15 protein-coding genes and 1 pseudogene are annotated in these 14,582 nt (G+C 61.9%); 3 read left to right on the top strand and 13 right to left on the bottom strand.

Annotation, left to right across the window (positions count from 1 at the left end):
- The first annotated feature begins 12 nt into the window (after nucleotides 1-12).
- The 3 genes from D2V07_RS06890 to D2V07_RS06880 are packed head-to-tail and all read left to right on the top strand — an operon-like array spanning nucleotide 13 to nucleotide 4,179.
- Complete coding sequence (locus tag D2V07_RS06890; protein ID WP_054522878.1) at nucleotides 13-1,140, top strand: HlyD family secretion protein; 1,128 nt, start codon at nucleotides 13-15, stop codon at nucleotides 1,138-1,140.
- The gene (locus tag D2V07_RS06885; protein ID WP_054522877.1) at nucleotides 1,137-2,708 is read left to right on the top strand and encodes an MDR family MFS transporter; all 1,572 of its coding nucleotides are present in this window, start codon (nucleotides 1,137-1,139) and stop codon (nucleotides 2,706-2,708) included. Before D2V07_RS06890 ends, D2V07_RS06885 begins: the two co-directional genes overlap by 4 nt.
- 10 nt (nucleotides 2,709-2,718) lie before the next feature.
- Nucleotides 2,719-4,179, top strand: a complete 1,461-nt coding sequence (locus D2V07_RS06880; RefSeq protein ID WP_064305672.1) for an efflux transporter outer membrane subunit — start codon at nucleotides 2,719-2,721, stop codon at nucleotides 4,177-4,179.
- Here D2V07_RS06880 and D2V07_RS06875 read toward each other — a convergent pair.
- The 13 genes and pseudogenes from D2V07_RS06875 to D2V07_RS06815 form a co-directional block, all read right to left on the bottom strand.
- Nucleotides 4,109-4,603, bottom strand: coding sequence for a hotdog fold thioesterase (locus D2V07_RS06875; protein ID WP_082379178.1), 495 nt, complete (start codon nucleotides 4,601-4,603; stop codon nucleotides 4,109-4,111). The genes D2V07_RS06880 and D2V07_RS06875 overlap by 71 nt on opposite strands.
- Nucleotides 4,600-5,505, bottom strand: coding sequence for an alpha/beta fold hydrolase (locus D2V07_RS06870; protein ID WP_054525565.1), 906 nt, complete (start codon nucleotides 5,503-5,505; stop codon nucleotides 4,600-4,602). Before D2V07_RS06870 ends, D2V07_RS06875 begins: the two co-directional genes overlap by 4 nt.
- Before the next feature lie 232 nt (nucleotides 5,506-5,737).
- The gene (locus tag D2V07_RS06865; protein WP_054522875.1) at nucleotides 5,738-6,481 is read right to left on the bottom strand and encodes a DUF4145 domain-containing protein; all 744 of its coding nucleotides are present in this window, start codon (nucleotides 6,479-6,481) and stop codon (nucleotides 5,738-5,740) included.
- 301 nt (nucleotides 6,482-6,782) lie between these two features.
- The gene (locus D2V07_RS06860; protein WP_119585986.1) at nucleotides 6,783-7,463 is read right to left on the bottom strand and encodes a hypothetical protein; all 681 of its coding nucleotides are present in this window, start codon (nucleotides 7,461-7,463) and stop codon (nucleotides 6,783-6,785) included.
- Between the two features lie 333 nt (nucleotides 7,464-7,796).
- Nucleotides 7,797-8,354, bottom strand: a pseudogene (locus D2V07_RS06855) (conjugal transfer protein TraH); the annotation flags it as partial.
- Nucleotides 8,355-8,391: 37 nt separating this feature from the next.
- Nucleotides 8,392-9,210 (bottom strand): conjugal transfer protein TraF, encoded by an 819-nt coding sequence (locus tag D2V07_RS06850; RefSeq protein ID WP_119585984.1) that lies wholly within the window; start codon nucleotides 9,208-9,210, stop codon nucleotides 8,392-8,394.
- A complete protein-coding gene (locus tag D2V07_RS06845; RefSeq protein WP_119585982.1) occupies nucleotides 9,210-10,934 on the bottom strand; it encodes a conjugal transfer protein TraN in 1,725 nt (574 codons plus the stop codon). The genes D2V07_RS06850 and D2V07_RS06845 overlap by 1 nt, the downstream gene beginning before the upstream one ends.
- The gene (trbC, locus tag D2V07_RS06840) at nucleotides 10,931-11,686 is read right to left on the bottom strand and encodes a type-F conjugative transfer system pilin assembly protein TrbC (protein WP_119585980.1); all 756 of its coding nucleotides are present in this window, start codon (nucleotides 11,684-11,686) and stop codon (nucleotides 10,931-10,933) included. Before trbC ends, D2V07_RS06845 begins: the two co-directional genes overlap by 4 nt.
- Entirely contained in the window at nucleotides 11,683-12,696 is a 1,014-nt protein-coding gene (gene traU, locus D2V07_RS06835) for a conjugal transfer pilus assembly protein TraU (RefSeq protein ID WP_119585978.1), read from the bottom strand. Before traU ends, trbC begins: the two co-directional genes overlap by 4 nt.
- Nucleotides 12,693-13,325 carry a type-F conjugative transfer system protein TraW gene (traW, locus tag D2V07_RS06830; protein ID WP_119585976.1) on the bottom strand — a complete coding sequence of 211 codons (633 nt, stop codon included), beginning with the start codon at nucleotides 13,323-13,325 and terminating at the stop codon, nucleotides 12,693-12,695. The genes traU and traW overlap by 4 nt, the downstream gene beginning before the upstream one ends.
- The gene (locus D2V07_RS06825; RefSeq protein WP_119585974.1) at nucleotides 13,325-13,831 is read right to left on the bottom strand and encodes a S26 family signal peptidase; all 507 of its coding nucleotides are present in this window, start codon (nucleotides 13,829-13,831) and stop codon (nucleotides 13,325-13,327) included. The genes traW and D2V07_RS06825 overlap by 1 nt, the downstream gene beginning before the upstream one ends.
- On the bottom strand, nucleotides 13,828-14,205 hold the full coding sequence (locus D2V07_RS06820) for a TrbI F-type domain-containing protein (RefSeq protein WP_119585972.1): 378 nt from the start codon (nucleotides 14,203-14,205) through the stop codon (nucleotides 13,828-13,830). Before D2V07_RS06820 ends, D2V07_RS06825 begins: the two co-directional genes overlap by 4 nt.
- Nucleotides 14,198-14,578, bottom strand: a complete 381-nt coding sequence (locus D2V07_RS06815) for a hypothetical protein (protein WP_407641586.1) — start codon at nucleotides 14,576-14,578, stop codon at nucleotides 14,198-14,200. Before D2V07_RS06815 ends, D2V07_RS06820 begins: the two co-directional genes overlap by 8 nt.
- Between the last annotated feature and the right edge of the window lie 4 nt (nucleotides 14,579-14,582).

Genomic DNA, 14,582 nt, shown 5'->3' with positions numbered 1-14,582 from the left:
CGAAAGAGTCAGATGACCGATAACTCCAACCAACCGGAGCAGGAGGGCACAACCCCAACGAAACCGCAATCGCGGCGTGGCTTGCGCATCGTGCTAATCATCGTTGGTCTTGCCGTGCTGCTTGGCGGGATCTGGTGGTACTACCGGCACGTAACCTACGGACAGTACATGCAGTCGACCGATAACGCCTATGTCGCTGCCGACAGCGTCGTTATCTCTTCCAAGGTAGCGGGATACGTCGAAGAGGTCTTCGTGGGGGAGAACGAGCAGGTTGCTCGCGGCGGAGCCCTCGTACAACTGGATTTGCGGGATTATCAGGCGCAAGCGCAACAGGCGCGCGCGCAGATCGCTGCGACCCTGGCCGGTGCCGACACAATCCGTTCTCAGGTAGCCGAACAGGATGCAGCCATTCGCCAGGCGCGGGCCCAACTCGCCGCCGCGCGCGCAGCACTGGACCTCGCGAACGACCAGGTGGCGCGATATCGGCCCCTTGCCGCGACAGGAGCCGAACCGCGGGAAAAGCTAGACCAGTATGAGGCGCAGGCGCGGCAGGCGCGGGCCGAACTCGCCGCTGCGCAGGCGGCGGTGGCTGCCGCGACCGCTCGCCGGGGGACCCTGTTCGAGCAGATCAGCCAGACCCAGGCGCAGGCGGACGCTGCCCGCGCTCAGCTGGAAACAGCCGACCTTACGGTTGAATCGACCTTGCTGCGCGCCAGCAAGGCCGGCCGCGTCGGCGATCTCTCGGTGAGGGTGGGCCAGTTCGTGCAACCGGGTCAACGTTTGATGACGGTGGTTCCGGTGAGCGCGATCTACGTGACCGCGAACTTCAAAGAAACGCAGGTCGGCCTCATCCGGGCCGGCCAGAGCGTCAGGCTCGAAGTTGACGCCCTGCCAGGCCTTGAGATCGCGGGACGAGTGGTCAGCATATCGCCGGGAACGGGCGCGGAATTTTCCATCCTCCCCCCCGAAAATGCCACCGGCAACTTTACCAAGATCGTTCAACGGATACCCGTCCGCATCGCTATCGATGCTCCCCCTGAAGTGCGGCGTCTGCTCGTTCCCGGCATGTCGGTAGTGGCTACGGTCGACACCCGGAATGCTGCCGGCGAATTGGAAGAGATCTCGAGTCGGACTCAATGACCGAGATACTGGCAGCGCAGGACACTTCGATCGGGCCGGCCGGGAGCCGAAAGAACGCAGACGTGACTGCCTGGGTCGCTGTGGCCGCGGGCGCGCTCGGCGCCATGCTCGCGACGCTGGACATATCAATCGTCAATTCCGCACTCCCCGTCATTCAGGGCGAGATCGGTGCCACAGGCGCCGAAGGCACCTGGATTGCTACGTCATTTCTCGTTGCTGAAATCGTCGTCATTCCGCTGAGCGCTTGGCTGGAACGGCTGTTCGGTCTGCGAACCCTCCTCATCATCGCTGTCAGCGCGTTCACCGCATTTTCGGTGCTATGCGGTGTAGCCACCGACCTTACGACCATGATCATCGGCCGAACGGGCCAGGGCTTCATGGGCGGAGTCCTCATTCCGACCGCAATGACTATTGTGGCTAAACGATTGCCGCCGCACCAACAGCCCATCGGAATGGCCCTGTTCGGCATGACTGTGGTTCTTGGCCCCGTGATGGGGCCATTGATCGGCGGCTGGCTGACCGAGAACCTGAGCTGGCACTATGCCTTTTTCGTCAATGTGCCAGTCTGCGCAATCCTGCTGCTCCTGCTGTTTATCGGGCTGCCTCACGAGAAGCCCAAGTGGGAATATCTCACGGACGCCGATTGGGCTGGCATTCTCGGGCTGATCCTCGGACTGGGCGGTCTGACTGTTGTACTCGAGGAAGGGCACCGTGAAGAATGGTTCGAGTCCTCACTCATTCGCTGGCTAACGGTGGTGACCATTATCGGCTTTGCCTGTTTGATTTACGGACAAGTGAAAGCACGCAAGCCGGTCTTGAAGTTGCAGCTCCTGTTCAATCGACAGTTCGCCAGCGTCGCGATCATGGCTCTCGCCCTGGGCATGGTGATGTATGGTTCAACCTACGTTATCCCCCAGTTCCTCGCGATCATCTCTGACTATAATGCTTTTCAGACGGGACTGGTCATCTTCTGGATGGGTGTCCCGGCCTTTCTCCTGATGCCGGTTCTGCCCCTGATGATCCGCAAGGTGGACATCCGCATTGCCGTCGGCACCGGAATGCTGCTGATGGCGATCAGCTGCTTTGTCAGCACGAGTCTGACCGCGGAATCCGGCGGCGCAGTCTTCACTGAAAGTCAGCTTATCCGCGGGGCCGGAATGATACTTGCGATGATGTTCCTGAATCAGGCAACGGTTGCGTCGGTGGCCAAGGAAGACGCGGGCGATGCCTCGGGCATTTTCAACGCGGCCCGCAATCTCGGTGGCTCTTTCGCTCTTTCGGCTCTGGCATCGTTCCAGGACCAGCGGATCTGGCATCATAGCCGGCGGATGGAAGAGACCCTGAATGCGAACAGCGTTTCGCTACAGGCCTATCTCGAAGGGCTGGCGCGAAACTTCGGCGGCATGGAGGGGGCGATGGCCGTCCTGAGCCGCACCCTCCAACGCGAGGCGTTCATAATGACCTACAATGATGTGTTCCTGGTTATGGGGATTCTGACCCTCGCGACGGTTCCGCTGGTCCTCTTCCTGAGGCCGCTTCCAAAAAATGTCTCCCTTTCGATGCACTGAGCCCTACACGATGCGCCACTTGCTACCTCCGCTTGTCACTATCGCCTTGCTAGCTGGATGCACGGCAGGGCCCGATTATGCAGGCCCCCCGGAAGTTATGTCAGCAGACACGGGCACTCGCTTTGTGCGCGCTGGCAGTGATGTGAGCGCATCTGATCCGGTTGTCGCTCGATGGTGGCTGCTGCTCGGCGATCCCGAGTTGACGCGGCTGGTGGAGGCTGCGCTGTCCGGCAATCCCTCGCTCGCCGCAGCGCAGGCGCGCATTGCTCAGGCACGGGCATCCATCAGGCAAGACCGTGCGGGTCGAATGCCATCGCTTGGGGCACAGGCCACCACCGTGCAGGGCCGGCTTCCTGGTCTCGACCTTCAAGGCGGGGCGCCCCCCCCGTCAGAGCAAACCAATTCCGACGCAGAAACCGATGACTCGCTCAGCTTTTACAATGTGGGCCTTAACGCCAACTGGGAGCTGGAGTTTGCCGGTGGCTCGCGCAGGCGCATTGAGGCCAGCAATGCCCAAGCTGCTGCAACGGTGGCCAATGCAGAGGACGCTAAGGTCCAGTTGACTGCCCAAGTGGCCAGCACCTACGTCAATTTGCGGGAGGCCCAATTCCGCGCAGAGCAATTTGAGGCGCAGATTTCGTTGCAGGAAGAGATCCTGGCGCTGACATACCAACGCTATCAGCGCGGTGCATTGCCGCTTTTCCCGGTAGGCACCGCGAATGCCGAACTGGAGGTGCTCAAGTCACAACTTGCCGAAGCTGAAGCGGATATCGCAGTCCTGTCTGATGCGCTCGCTATACTGACCGGACAGGTGCCGGGATCAGCTGATGCAGCGCTCACGACTGTGCGCTCCATTCCCATGCCGCCAGAGCAGGTCGCGATTGGCGATCCGGCAAGCCTGGTGGCGCGTCGGCCTGACATAAGGGCGGCCGAACGGTCTCTTGCCGCGTCGACGGCGCGGATCGGGGTGGCCGAGGCGGCGCGGTTCCCGAAATTGTCCTTCACAGGGATCCTGGGCCTCGGCGGATCCTCGTTGGACGACGTTGTCGATGTCGGCGAATTCTCCGCACTCGCGATCCCGCGCCTCCAGTGGAATTTTCTGGATTTCGGCAGGGTAGACGCTGCGATCGACCAAACCGGGGCGGCGCGCAACGAAGCAGTCGCCAATTACCAGCAGACGGTGCTTCTGGCACTGCAAGACGCCGAACGTGCCTTGGCTCGCTTCGGCCAGCAGCGTGTTGCGCTCGCTGCCAGTATGCAAATCAAGAAGCAGGCTGACGTCGCGGCGGACCTGAACCGCCAACGTTTTGCTGCAGGAGCGATCTCGAAGGCTGACCTCAACCGGGCCCTGCGAGAACAGCAGCAGGCCTCAGCAGACCTCGTCCGGGCAAAAGGCGCCCTTACGCTGGCGTGGATTGCGCTGCAGAAGTCGCTGGGCCTTGGGTGGCAAGAGCCTGTTCGAGATCAATAGTCCCGCCGCGCTGATCAATTGATCCGGTTGACGAGAAGTAGGCGCCCCTGCCGCTGGCGACCAACTTGCCGTCGGGCTCGAGAACCCGGGTTTCCGCCACCGAAATCTGTCGCCCGAGCTTCACGATCTGTCCGTGAGCAGTGAGAGGTCCTGAGGTTGCAGAACGGTGGTAATTGACATGCAGATCGGCCGTCGCTCTCGCCGCGACGCCCGCCGCAAGCAGAGTATAAAGCCCGGTGAGGTCGACCAGTGAAGCCAGGATCCCTCCATGCGCCGACCCAATCATAGGGTTCGACACGATCTCTTCGCGCCATGGCATGGTGATCGCGATTCCCTGGTCGGAGCATGTTGCAATCTCCAGCCCAAGCCATCGGTGAAACGGCGCTATATGCAGCATTTCCTGCAAGCGCTCTCGATCGATCATAGCTCCCTCGTCCCCTGTGGCTGAGCCGTATCGCGAGAGTGATGGCGCCCTAGGAAATCGACGATAGCGGCGGAAAAGGCATCGTTCGCATCGCCCACGACCATGTGCGTGGCATCGGCAATATCGGTGTATTCTGCATGGGGGACGAGTTGTCGCAGATGCAAAACGGCCTCTTCGGAAACAAGATCGCTAGAGCCGCCTCGGATGAGGTGAAGCGGAAGCGTGAGATTCGCCGCAGCTTGGCTCAGCATTGCCGATTGACGTTCTTGGCTGTCTGGGTCGCCTTGTCTGGCTGACATTATATTACGGATAAACACAGGGTCCCAGTGCCAATAGAAGCGCCCATCCGGCTTCTGCCTCAGATAGTTTTTCAGACCATCGCTCGCGCCCCGCCTGGGACGATGCGGCATGTAGCGAGCGATCACGTCGGCCGCCTCCTCTGGTGAGGCGAAGCCGCTATCGACATGCTCTTCCATGAAACCAACCACGCGCATCACACCGCTAGGCTCCATGCGCGGGGCAATGTCGACCAATGTGAGTGAAGCAAAGCTACCTGGAGCAAGCTCCCCTGCGGCAATCAGTCCGGCGAGCCCGCCCAGTGAAGCGCCGACCAGCGCTGGCTTCTGGTCCAGGCGCGACGCTGCAGCGACCAGATCCGCCGCGAAGTCGCGCATTTCATAAGCTCCGCATGGCGACCAATCGCTGTCTCCGTGACCGCGCATGTCGAAGGCGATTGCGCGAAAGCCGGCTTGAGCCAGCTCGCTGACCACCCTTCTCCACGCGCGCCGTGTCTGCCCGCCGCCGTGCGCAAGAAGGACGGGTATGGCGTAGGCATCCCCCTCAGCCTCGGCTGTAAGAGAAATTGCGCCTGCGCCCTCAATCGTAAAGGTTTCTCTCGCCATCACTGGATGGTAGGAAAGGCGCGCTAAATAGTAAACCGATTTACTTTGTGGCTCTCGGCTCCGTGTTGGCTGTCCTGCAAGTGCGTTTTAACGACGGCAAAAGTCTATTCCAAGAGGGGTTTCTCCAGACCATTCTCTAATGCACCGGCTTGCGATTCGGTCAGCAGTCGCTGTCCGCTTAATCCGCTCAAAGATATAAAAGCTGCCTTTCCGCTTCCGGCCCCAATTGTGGTCAGGGAGTAGTCTTCTTCCCAACGGCGAGCAGCCGCTCGGGTTTTGCGGGAATACTTTTCTTGATGCCTAATGCCTTCTGGCCGACGATAAAAGCGCGATGGAGGAACACCTCTAGCGATGAGAGCAGTTCGGAAACCTCCTGACTGTCGGGCTCCCAGCCGCGATGCGCAGCCGCATTACCCGCATCCGTAACAACGCCGAGGATGTCCCGCTCAGTTTGCCCGATCCACCCTCCGTTGCGCAGCTCGTTCAGTTTCTCATCAAATGTCTTGGCCGGGTCGATGCCGATGACTTCGGTTGCACGGTCCAGTGCCGTTCTGAGTCCTATCGCCGTGAGGATGTGTGCCTGGTTGTCGTGCGCTACGTACATCTGGCTCAGGATATTGCGCAGCTGGGGGTCAGCCTTTTGCATGGCGTCGAACCATACCGGCTTCGTCTTGGCCTCTGGCTTCGGATAAGTTTGTATCTCCCTCGGATGCTCATACTGCTCCTGCCCCGCCGCATCGTAGTAGTGATCGGTGTCTTCGCTGTTCCAGCTGGAAGTTTCGTAGAAGACCGTCTCGCACCCTTGACATTCGAGCAGAGAGTGGTCGACACCGCCGTTGACCGAATGGCCATATTGCTTGTCCTCCCAGTCCCAAGCCTTGTAGATCGAGCCGTGGATTTCGCAGGTGCGCTCGCCATCGCAGGTGGGACAGTGCCCCTTCTTCGTTGCGTTTGTTGCTGTTGGTGTCGTGGCCATAGAGCCCGATAGCGAGCACTGACGAACTTTTCCAACAGTGTGCGTGTAAGTCGGCGCATCCTAAGTCCGCTTTTTGGGTTTGGCCGCTCTAGAGCCGCCATTCTGCTTCCGGCCCACAGTCAGCCAATGGAGTTCGGTTGCGGAAAGGTCAGGAAGTGCGCCGGTTGCGGACTTTAGCAGTGACAGCAAAAACCTAGAGTAGTTCAGTCACCAGTGTCATCGCTTAGATCTAACCCGGGTGGAGGGGCCAGCGGCATGCGGGGCGGGGCCGTGCGCCACATGAGAGCAACTTCCTCGTCGGTCAGGCGACGATCCATTCATCAACGGTCGGCAGTATCAAAGCTGAGTCATTGACCATGTATTGGCCTTGGTCAGTGCAGACTTGGGCATAGAAAGCGATGCGCCGCAAAAGGACCTTCGGGCGGTCAAAATCCTCAAAGTAGTCGACAGCATCCTGAATCTCATACCAGCGATAACTTCCGGCCTTCCGACCTGGCCATTTCGCATCCTTCTTCGGAGGCTGCCAATTAGCTGGTTTGGGTTCTAGCTGTGTTCGGAAAGACTCGAGATGCCGAAGTACGCTCGGATATTCTTCAATGTCGATACCTCGCCGAGCGAAGATCATCCAGAGCCCGTTCCACTCCGGCAGCCAGCGGCCAATGTCCTGACCGCGCAGGTAGGGCTTGATGATGTCGGCTGCTTTCGGGTCATCGCCAACAAGCTGATCGCGTGTGGCGGTGTCGATCAGAAATGCCTCATTGAAGCCCGTCTTCACGCCGTAAAGCGGACTAGCCCCGGCATATTCCTCAAGCGATACGCCGCGCTCACGAATCTTCTTGAGCAGGGCGGCTACGTCTGGCGGCTCCAGCACCCATGCTTCTTCGGTCAGGTCGGAGCGTTCGGCACGATAGGTCGCGGCGTGGACTGCTGCCGACAGACCCTCAATCGCTGAACTACTGGAACCTGTTGCCTCCCCTGCCATCGCTCGAATAGAGGTCAGAAGCAATTTCTCGTCAAGTACTTGTGCCGTCTTTGACCTGGAATGCAGTGAGCAGAAATTCGCTGATGGACGCCAAGCCGGGAGGCTCATTGCGATGGCAGACCAAACGCCAACCATCTGCGCTTGAGTCCGAAACTATCATACAATTTTCGGACATGCCGCTTGTCTACCTTATGCCACCTCGGCGCATATGCCTCGCTATCATGACACTCGAGCGAGGCGTTCGCATGCAGGACCGATCAGCGTCCAAATGGCATCAACAACCTCCCGCAGCTCCACATGCTCGAGCTCAATCGAAGCTGCATAGGCCTTCCACTGTCGCTGTTTGTTGGCGTCATGCTTGGCGGCGGCATAGTCGGTGAAGATACCTGTCGAATTGCCGATCGCTTCGCAGATCGCCTTGTCGGCAAGATCGCCTTGCGGCCAGACGCCGCCGACGAGGCCTTGCGCCATTTCGCAGGAGTTGATCGACAGCTCGTTCATGAGCTGCGCCTTCTGGCTAAACTCCTGCATGATCTTGTTGCACTCGGGGCAGATCGTGTCGATCGCGAGGCTGAAGGCAAAGCCCACCGCATTGTTGGCGACGGCTTTGAGGAGTGCGACCATCTCGCTTGCATTGATGAAGGAAAAGGAGCCGGCGAAGATGTCGATCCCGCCGCAGCCTGCCCGCGCACGCGGCAGCTGGAGATTGGCAATGTTGGTGGTCTTCTGGGGAAAACGGGTCCAGACATTGCCCATGGAATAATAGCCTGCCGACTGGCCTTCGAAGGCAGTCGGGCCAGTGACATTGGCGGCCGCGCCCATGTCGTCCATGAAGCGGTCCATGCTGTTGCCGACATCCTGCGCACTTGCGGCTATCGGTGCGGTGGTCATGGCGAGCGCGCCCAGTGCGAGCGCGAGTGTTCCGATCCTAGTAGTCATGGCCGGCTTCCCTGGTGGTGAGGAGGTAGATGCGATCCTGCAGCTCGTCGGCCGAGAGCACGCCGTAACCGATGGGGATCGGGCGGCGGGTCTCGCTGTCCCACAGGACGACCGCAGGGGTGATGCCGGGCTCGAGACCCATGCGCGGACGTTGGCCGTTCTCGACGGTGTAGTTGGGGAAATGGCGCGAAGGCCCGCCATCGGTCGAGATCGCGCGCACCGTGATGCGCCAGCGCTCGGCAACCGACTTGACGATCGGGCTCATCACCTCGCAGGCGCCGCAGGTCTGGGCGAAGAAGTAGAACAGGCCGTAGCGCTCGGAGAGCCGCGCCATGACCACGTCACGCTCGGCAGCGCGCGCATCTTGCCATTGCCTTTTGGCGAGCGCGCCGACGGGGCGTTCGAGCGTATAGTCGAGCGCGGGATCCTGCCACAGCGCGCGCTGCCACACATCGGAGAACAGCGAGGCGCGATCGAGTTGTTCGCGCTGGAAACGGATATAGGCGGTGACGTTGGCGGGCGTCGGATAAAGGATCGCCTGGGCTTTCAGCTCGCGCAGCTCGCCGGTGATGGCGTCGAGCTCTTCGGCAGCGCTTGCCGTGGAGGCCTGTATTGCCTCTTCCCCGCGCGGCTCCGGCTCGGGGTCGATGCAATAGAACCAGTATCCGAGCCGGCGCTCCTGGCAGTAGAGCGCGTCAGCAGTACTGACGCTAGGCTGAGCATCCTGCGCGATGGCTGCATTGGTGGAAGTAAGCACGGTCATCGACAGCACCAGCGCGAGGCCGATGAATTGGGCGGCACGGCGCATCACGGGTTGCTCCTTGTGTAGTAGTCTTCGATTTTTTGCTGGATCAGCACGCTGGTCTCGAGTTCGTCGGGCAGGCGCGCCGCCTCGGTGAACTCGGCATAGACTTCGGAGAAATCCATCTGGCTGAGGTCGAGCTGCGCGAACTCGTCGAGCGTGAAGCCTTCGCAGGACTCTTCCTTGGGCTCGTCCCACGGCTTGGGCAGCTGCGCGCGGCCCTGTTCCTGTAGGATGCGCGAGAGCTTGGACTCAAAGCAGCAATAGGCTTTGCGCTTGGTGAGGCACACGCCAAGAAACTTGTCCGAGCAATAGGTGCCGATATAGGCGCAGAGGCCCTGCGCATCGCGCTCGTGGAGCAGCACTTCCTCGCGGTCGCAGCCCAGCGCCACGAGCAAGCTGATGCCGGGAATGAGAGGGAAGCCCTTGCCCTTGCAGCAGTTGAGTACGCCGAAGACCTTGGACGAGCAGGTGTTGCGGATACCGGTGAAGAGGGTGAGCGTTTGCGCGTCGAATTCGCCGCGCGCCTGGTTCATCGCATTGAGGGCAACGACCGCGTGCTTGAACTCGTCATTGGCAGTCCGCTCGATGGTCTCGCACGAGCCATCGATGCAGTAGACATCGCCGTCACAGATATATTGCGCAGGCGCCGAGCCATCGGGCGGCAAGGCGCATTCGTAGAGCCGCTCGCTGGTCTGGCAGGGTGTCTCGTCGGTGAGGCATTCCTCGCGCAGGAAGCGGCATTCGGGATTCGCTTCGATTTCACCGCAGTCATTGCCCGTGACCGTCTCGAGACACTGGTAGTCGCGCTGCCATTCCCAGCAACTACGGGTTATCGAGACACCATCGACCACGCGCGTCTGCGGGCTGGCATCGGTGCAGGTCTCGGTCATTTGTGAGCAGGTGGAGGCCTGGGCAAGCGGCAGGCACTGGCTGTCGTCGAGCCCGACATCGACCGTCCGGGTGGTCGTCACATCGTCGGGCGCGAAGCCACCGATCTGCTCGCCGCAGCGGAAGCGGTGGACTTCGATCATGTTCTGCCCGCGGCAGGGAATGCTCGAGAATGACGGCAGGCTCGCGCAATGCACGAAGGCAGTCTGGTAGAGATAGCAGCTGCCACCGGTATAGTTCGCGCACGACCACTTGCCGTCATCGGGCGCATTGTTGGGGAGGCAATAGTAGTCGTATTCGCTGATTGTGGTGACTTCCGGCACGAGGCCGGCAGTGCAGCTGGCATCGACGAGCTCGCCGGAGGTCCCGCTATTGCAGGTGGCGACATAAGTGCCTGCCGAGGACGCACCCGGCGGCAGTTCGACGCACTGGCCCTGGGCACCGTCAATGGCCATACCGCTGGTATAGTCGAGCGGTGCGTCGTTGATGGCGCCAGCCCGCGCGATCACCGCCTCGATCTCGGTGGGATCGAACCGTGCGCGGCGCGCGAGGCTTTCTTCCATCGCCCGGTAGCCTTCGTGGACCTGCGCAGCGCTTCGCGAGTTGCTCTCGATCCGGTCGGGATCGACGGCCAGCGTCTCGAGGCCCTGCACGCCTGCAGGATCGAAATTGGGCAGGCGATTGGCATCGACCGGGGCGGAAGCGCTACCGCGCGCGGTTTCAAGCAGATCGCGCGCGATCTCCTTGCCATCGGCGCGCGCGGCATCGGTCGATTGCGACAGGGCGCTTCCCGGCAAGGCGAGGGCCAGCAGGCAAGCGAATAGAGGTGCCAATTTCATGGCCGGGCTCCTTCAAGCTGCGTGAGATGTTGACGGGCTGCAGTGGCCCCGGGACCGCCGCCTCCGGCAAAGGTCTCGAGGACGTAGGCGACGCTGACATTGCCTGCGATGCGGTCGTGCGGGGGTACATGGCTGGTGCAATCGAACCCGTCGCAGGGAGAGAAGTCGCCGCCGAGCATGACGAAACTCGGCGCGGCCTCGACCCCGAAGGCCCGGAAGAGGCGTGGATCGATCCCGAGTGCGCCCGTTTCGCTACCGTCGCTCCAGATCGAAGCGAGGCGCCGCTTGAAGAGATCGGCATTGCCTTCGGGAAAGCCGCGCAGCACGGTGACGCCGCCCGCGCGCGCCATGTCCTGCACCAGCGCCTTGAGCGATGCTTCGGGCATGGAGAGCGAGGCGAAGGCGATAAAGCGCGGGCTGGTCCCCAATGCGCTGCGTTCGGCGGTCGCCTGTTCGCGAACCATGGCATCGAAATCGAGCACCTCGCCCGATGTGTTGGTGCCAACGCTTGCGACATAGGCCGCGCGGTTGGCTTCGGCCTCGCTCTGCGTGCTGCGCGCATCCTCGACGAGCGTCTCAGCACGGCTGAGCACACTGGTGGCGAGCGCCTCGGCATCCTCGGTGAATTCGCCCGCCCGCGCACGGATTTCTTCGAGATCGAGCTCCGGACCGGTATCCTGCGCGGCGACGGCAGCGAAGCCGGCGGCGGTCACAAGCGCAATGACGACAAGAAGGGGAAATGTGTGTTTCATAGCGCGCAGCAATTTCTCTTGCGCCAGACGAGGTAGCCCATGTCCTCGCCGATGGCGGGGATGACCTGTCCGGGTTCCTGAAGCGTGGTGGAGGCGCCAATCGGCGGGCAGGCATTGCGGCCCGATGTCGCCGGATTGGGGTTGGTCATCTGGAAGCGGTATTGCTGCTTCCGCATCACCGGCATGAGGTACTTGCCGCACAGCCCGGCGCTTCCCATCGTCCCCCAGGAGACGAGTTCGCGGTGGAGCTTGTAGGCAAAGCGCGAGAGCACGAGGCGCGAGGCCTGGACATGGCCGATCGAGGCCGAGACATTGCCGTTCATCGGGTACATCGAGCCCTGGCAGCCTGCACACCAGAACATCTCGTCAAGCGGCAAATTGGCGGTCGAGGCGGCGCAATCGGCGGCGCAGGCGGCCAATGCCAGCGGGTTGGCGAAGAGCACGGCTTCGGGGTTGATGATCGCGGTGAGTTCGGAATCCTGCCACAGCGGATCGATCTCGGAGATATAGAGAATGTCTATCGAGCCGGGCTCAAGGCACAGGAAATCGGCAACGATCTCCATCCAGTAGATCAGCGGATAGGCATACCAGTGGACGTGCCAGCTCGAATAATACTGGCTCGCCCCGCCAATCGCCGAGGGTCCCGAGATCGAGCGGAACCCGATATCGAAGCCGGGATCGAGCTTGGTGCCGCCAAGGTTGACGAAGCACCAGGGCTTCATGCTGACATCGGCGAGCCGTACCGGTTCCCAGAAGCCCATGGCGATACCAGGACGGATACCGCACAGGCACAAGGGCAGGTCGGGATTGTCGGGATCGGGACGGCTTGAGGGCCAGATATCAAGCGCACCGATCGAGATCGGGAACAGGCACGACCAGCAGATATCGGTAATCGGGTTGACGAAACTGCCGGTGCATTTGCCCGGTTCGCCGCCCGCTGCGGCAGGTGTAGCGAGGGCTAGCGATAGTGCGGCGAGGACGGCGGCAAGGAATTTGCGCAAGGCTGTCATTGGTCTGCCTCCGCCTTGGTGGACAACGCGATTTCGCTGACTTCAAGCTGGCGACCCTGCTGGCGCACGCGGGCAGGAATGGCCGTGATGCCGAAGTGCGCGGTTAGCGTGCCTTGCTGGTCGAAATAGAACCGCCGCTGGCGCGCGCGCATCAGCTGCAGCGGCGCGCCACTGACAAGGATCAGCTTGGGCTGGCCTTGCTGGCCCAGCGCCCAGGCGAGCTGTTCGGCATCGTCGCCGTCGAGGAAAAGGAGATCGGCACGCAAGGCGACGCTGTCGAGCGGATTGACGCGGGTTCCGGCTGCATGGATGAGTTCGCCGCGCGCACCCCGGATATCCTGTTGCAGCGCGATGGTCGGATCGAAGAGCCAAGAGCGGCTTTCGCTGGCGCGCGCAATTCCGGCAACGGGCGCGGGGCGCTCGACCCGCGCGAGCGTGCGGCGCTTCAGCTCCTCGTTGAGCCGCGCGGTCTCGCCCGATGCTTCCATATTTGTGAGGCGCGACTGGATCTGTTCGAGCAGGTCGCGCTCCACCACCGGAAAGACCGTGCCGCGCTGACCGTAGTCGCGGGCCTGGGCGGTCGCGGGCAAGGAGAGCGCGACGCCGAATATGAAAAGGGCGCGGCGCATCACAGGATCGCCCTTCCGCTGCCGAGGATCTGGCCCCGGCAGACAAAGCCGATCTCGGCGTAGCGGCTGTCGAAGCCGCGCGGATGGTCGGTCCCGACATAGAAGCAGTTTTCAGGAACCGGTCCGTCAGGTCCGCGCGTCAGCGCAATGCCGAGCCGGGTACGGGCTAGCCGCGTGGCGACCTGCTTTCCGTTGACGAAGACCTCCATGCCCTCATGGCTCACCACATCGCCCGGCATTCCGATCACCTTCTTGCCGAACATCTGCGGGTCTTCCCCGAAATGTTTCGCAACAAGCGCGCTTGCAGGCGGCTTGAAGAAAATGAGGCTGCCGCGCTTGATCGGTGCGGACTTGTCGAGCCAGAAGGCCCAGTTGGGGAGACTCGGGCTCGCATTGATGAGGAAGGCATGGCTCGTGCTGAAGGCGTCGATCGGCGCCCAGGCGAGCGGGAGCGCGACGAGGCCGCACAGCAGGGCCATGCGCTTCCAGTTGAAGAGGTGCCTCATGGCTGCGCCTCCGTTTCGAGCTTGACGGCGATGCGGGCTTCAAGTTCGGGGGTTGCGTCTTCGGCAGCGCCCGCAAGCACGGCTTCGGCGACCAGCACCACGCGCCCATCCTTGCCCATGTCGGCGACTGCCAATTCCGCAGCCTGGAGGTAGGCGAGGCTTGCCGCCTGCACGGTGGCGGAATCGGCATCGGCGCGCGCGGCCTCGTCGATGAACTCGCCGATGGTCTCCGCAAGCCGGACAGTCACGATCCGCGGCGGCTCGTCCATGAGCACCGAGCGGGTTATCCAGCCCGCCCAGAGCAGCACGGCTGCAATCGCGAGCGTGGCGACGATTTTCAGCGCCAGCGGACGCGGAGAAGCCCAGTCAGTCATGCGGCATCTCCCGATCAAGTTTGGAGCAAAGACGCCGGATAAAGGCCGGCAGGCGCAGCAGGGTGAACCCGCCGGCGAGGACCAGGAACGCCAGCTGCAGATCGCGGCTGAAGGCGATGCGCGCCGGTCCCTCGGCGCTGGCATAATGGTCGGCGAGATTGCCGAGCTGGGCGAACAGCAGCCCCAAATCCCATCCGGCGAGGAACAGGAAGACGAACAGCGGCAGGCCGAGCACCGTGAGCAGCGTACTCGCGGCAAAACCCGCCGCCTCGATCAGCACCAGACAGGTGCCTTGCACTGTTGGCCAGAGCGCGATCCTGGGGTTCGGGAAGGTGCCGTGCTCGATCCGGTCGAGCATGGTTTCGACATGCATGCAC

This window comes from Aurantiacibacter zhengii, assembly GCF_003584125.1.
Taxonomy (GTDB): domain Bacteria; phylum Pseudomonadota; class Alphaproteobacteria; order Sphingomonadales; family Sphingomonadaceae; genus Alteraurantiacibacter; species Alteraurantiacibacter zhengii.
The sequence above is the reverse complement of the archived record's forward strand: the minus strand, read 5'-3'. Positions and strand labels throughout refer to the sequence as shown.

Coding starts and splice junctions, on each gene's coding strand:
- D2V07_RS06890 (WP_054522878.1), top strand. CDS start 13: ATGACCGATAACTCCAACCAACCGGAGCAGGAGGGCACAACCCCAACG.
- D2V07_RS06885 (WP_054522877.1), top strand. CDS start 1,137: ATGACCGAGATACTGGCAGCGCAGGACACTTCGATCGGGCCGGCCGGG.
- D2V07_RS06880 (WP_064305672.1), top strand. CDS start 2,719: ATGCGCCACTTGCTACCTCCGCTTGTCACTATCGCCTTGCTAGCTGGA.
- D2V07_RS06875 (WP_082379178.1), bottom strand. CDS start 4,603: ATGATCGATCGAGAGCGCTTGCAGGAAATGCTGCATATAGCGCCGTTT.
- D2V07_RS06870 (WP_054525565.1), bottom strand. CDS start 5,505: ATGGCGAGAGAAACCTTTACGATTGAGGGCGCAGGCGCAATTTCTCTT.
- D2V07_RS06865 (WP_054522875.1), bottom strand. CDS start 6,481: ATGGCCACGACACCAACAGCAACAAACGCAACGAAGAAGGGGCACTGT.
- D2V07_RS06860 (WP_119585986.1), bottom strand. CDS start 7,463: ATGGCAGGGGAGGCAACAGGTTCCAGTAGTTCAGCGATTGAGGGTCTG.
- D2V07_RS06850 (WP_119585984.1), bottom strand. CDS start 9,210: ATGCGCCGTGCCGCCCAATTCATCGGCCTCGCGCTGGTGCTGTCGATG.
- D2V07_RS06845 (WP_119585982.1), bottom strand. CDS start 10,934: ATGAAATTGGCACCTCTATTCGCTTGCCTGCTGGCCCTCGCCTTGCCG.
- trbC (WP_119585980.1), bottom strand. CDS start 11,686: ATGAAACACACATTTCCCCTTCTTGTCGTCATTGCGCTTGTGACCGCC.
- traU (WP_119585978.1), bottom strand. CDS start 12,696: ATGACAGCCTTGCGCAAATTCCTTGCCGCCGTCCTCGCCGCACTATCG.
- traW (WP_119585976.1), bottom strand. CDS start 13,325: ATGCGCCGCGCCCTTTTCATATTCGGCGTCGCGCTCTCCTTGCCCGCG.
- D2V07_RS06825 (WP_119585974.1), bottom strand. CDS start 13,831: ATGAGGCACCTCTTCAACTGGAAGCGCATGGCCCTGCTGTGCGGCCTC.
- D2V07_RS06820 (WP_119585972.1), bottom strand. CDS start 14,205: ATGACTGACTGGGCTTCTCCGCGTCCGCTGGCGCTGAAAATCGTCGCC.
- D2V07_RS06815 (WP_407641586.1), bottom strand. CDS start 14,578: ATGCATGTCGAAACCATGCTCGACCGGATCGAGCACGGCACCTTCCCG.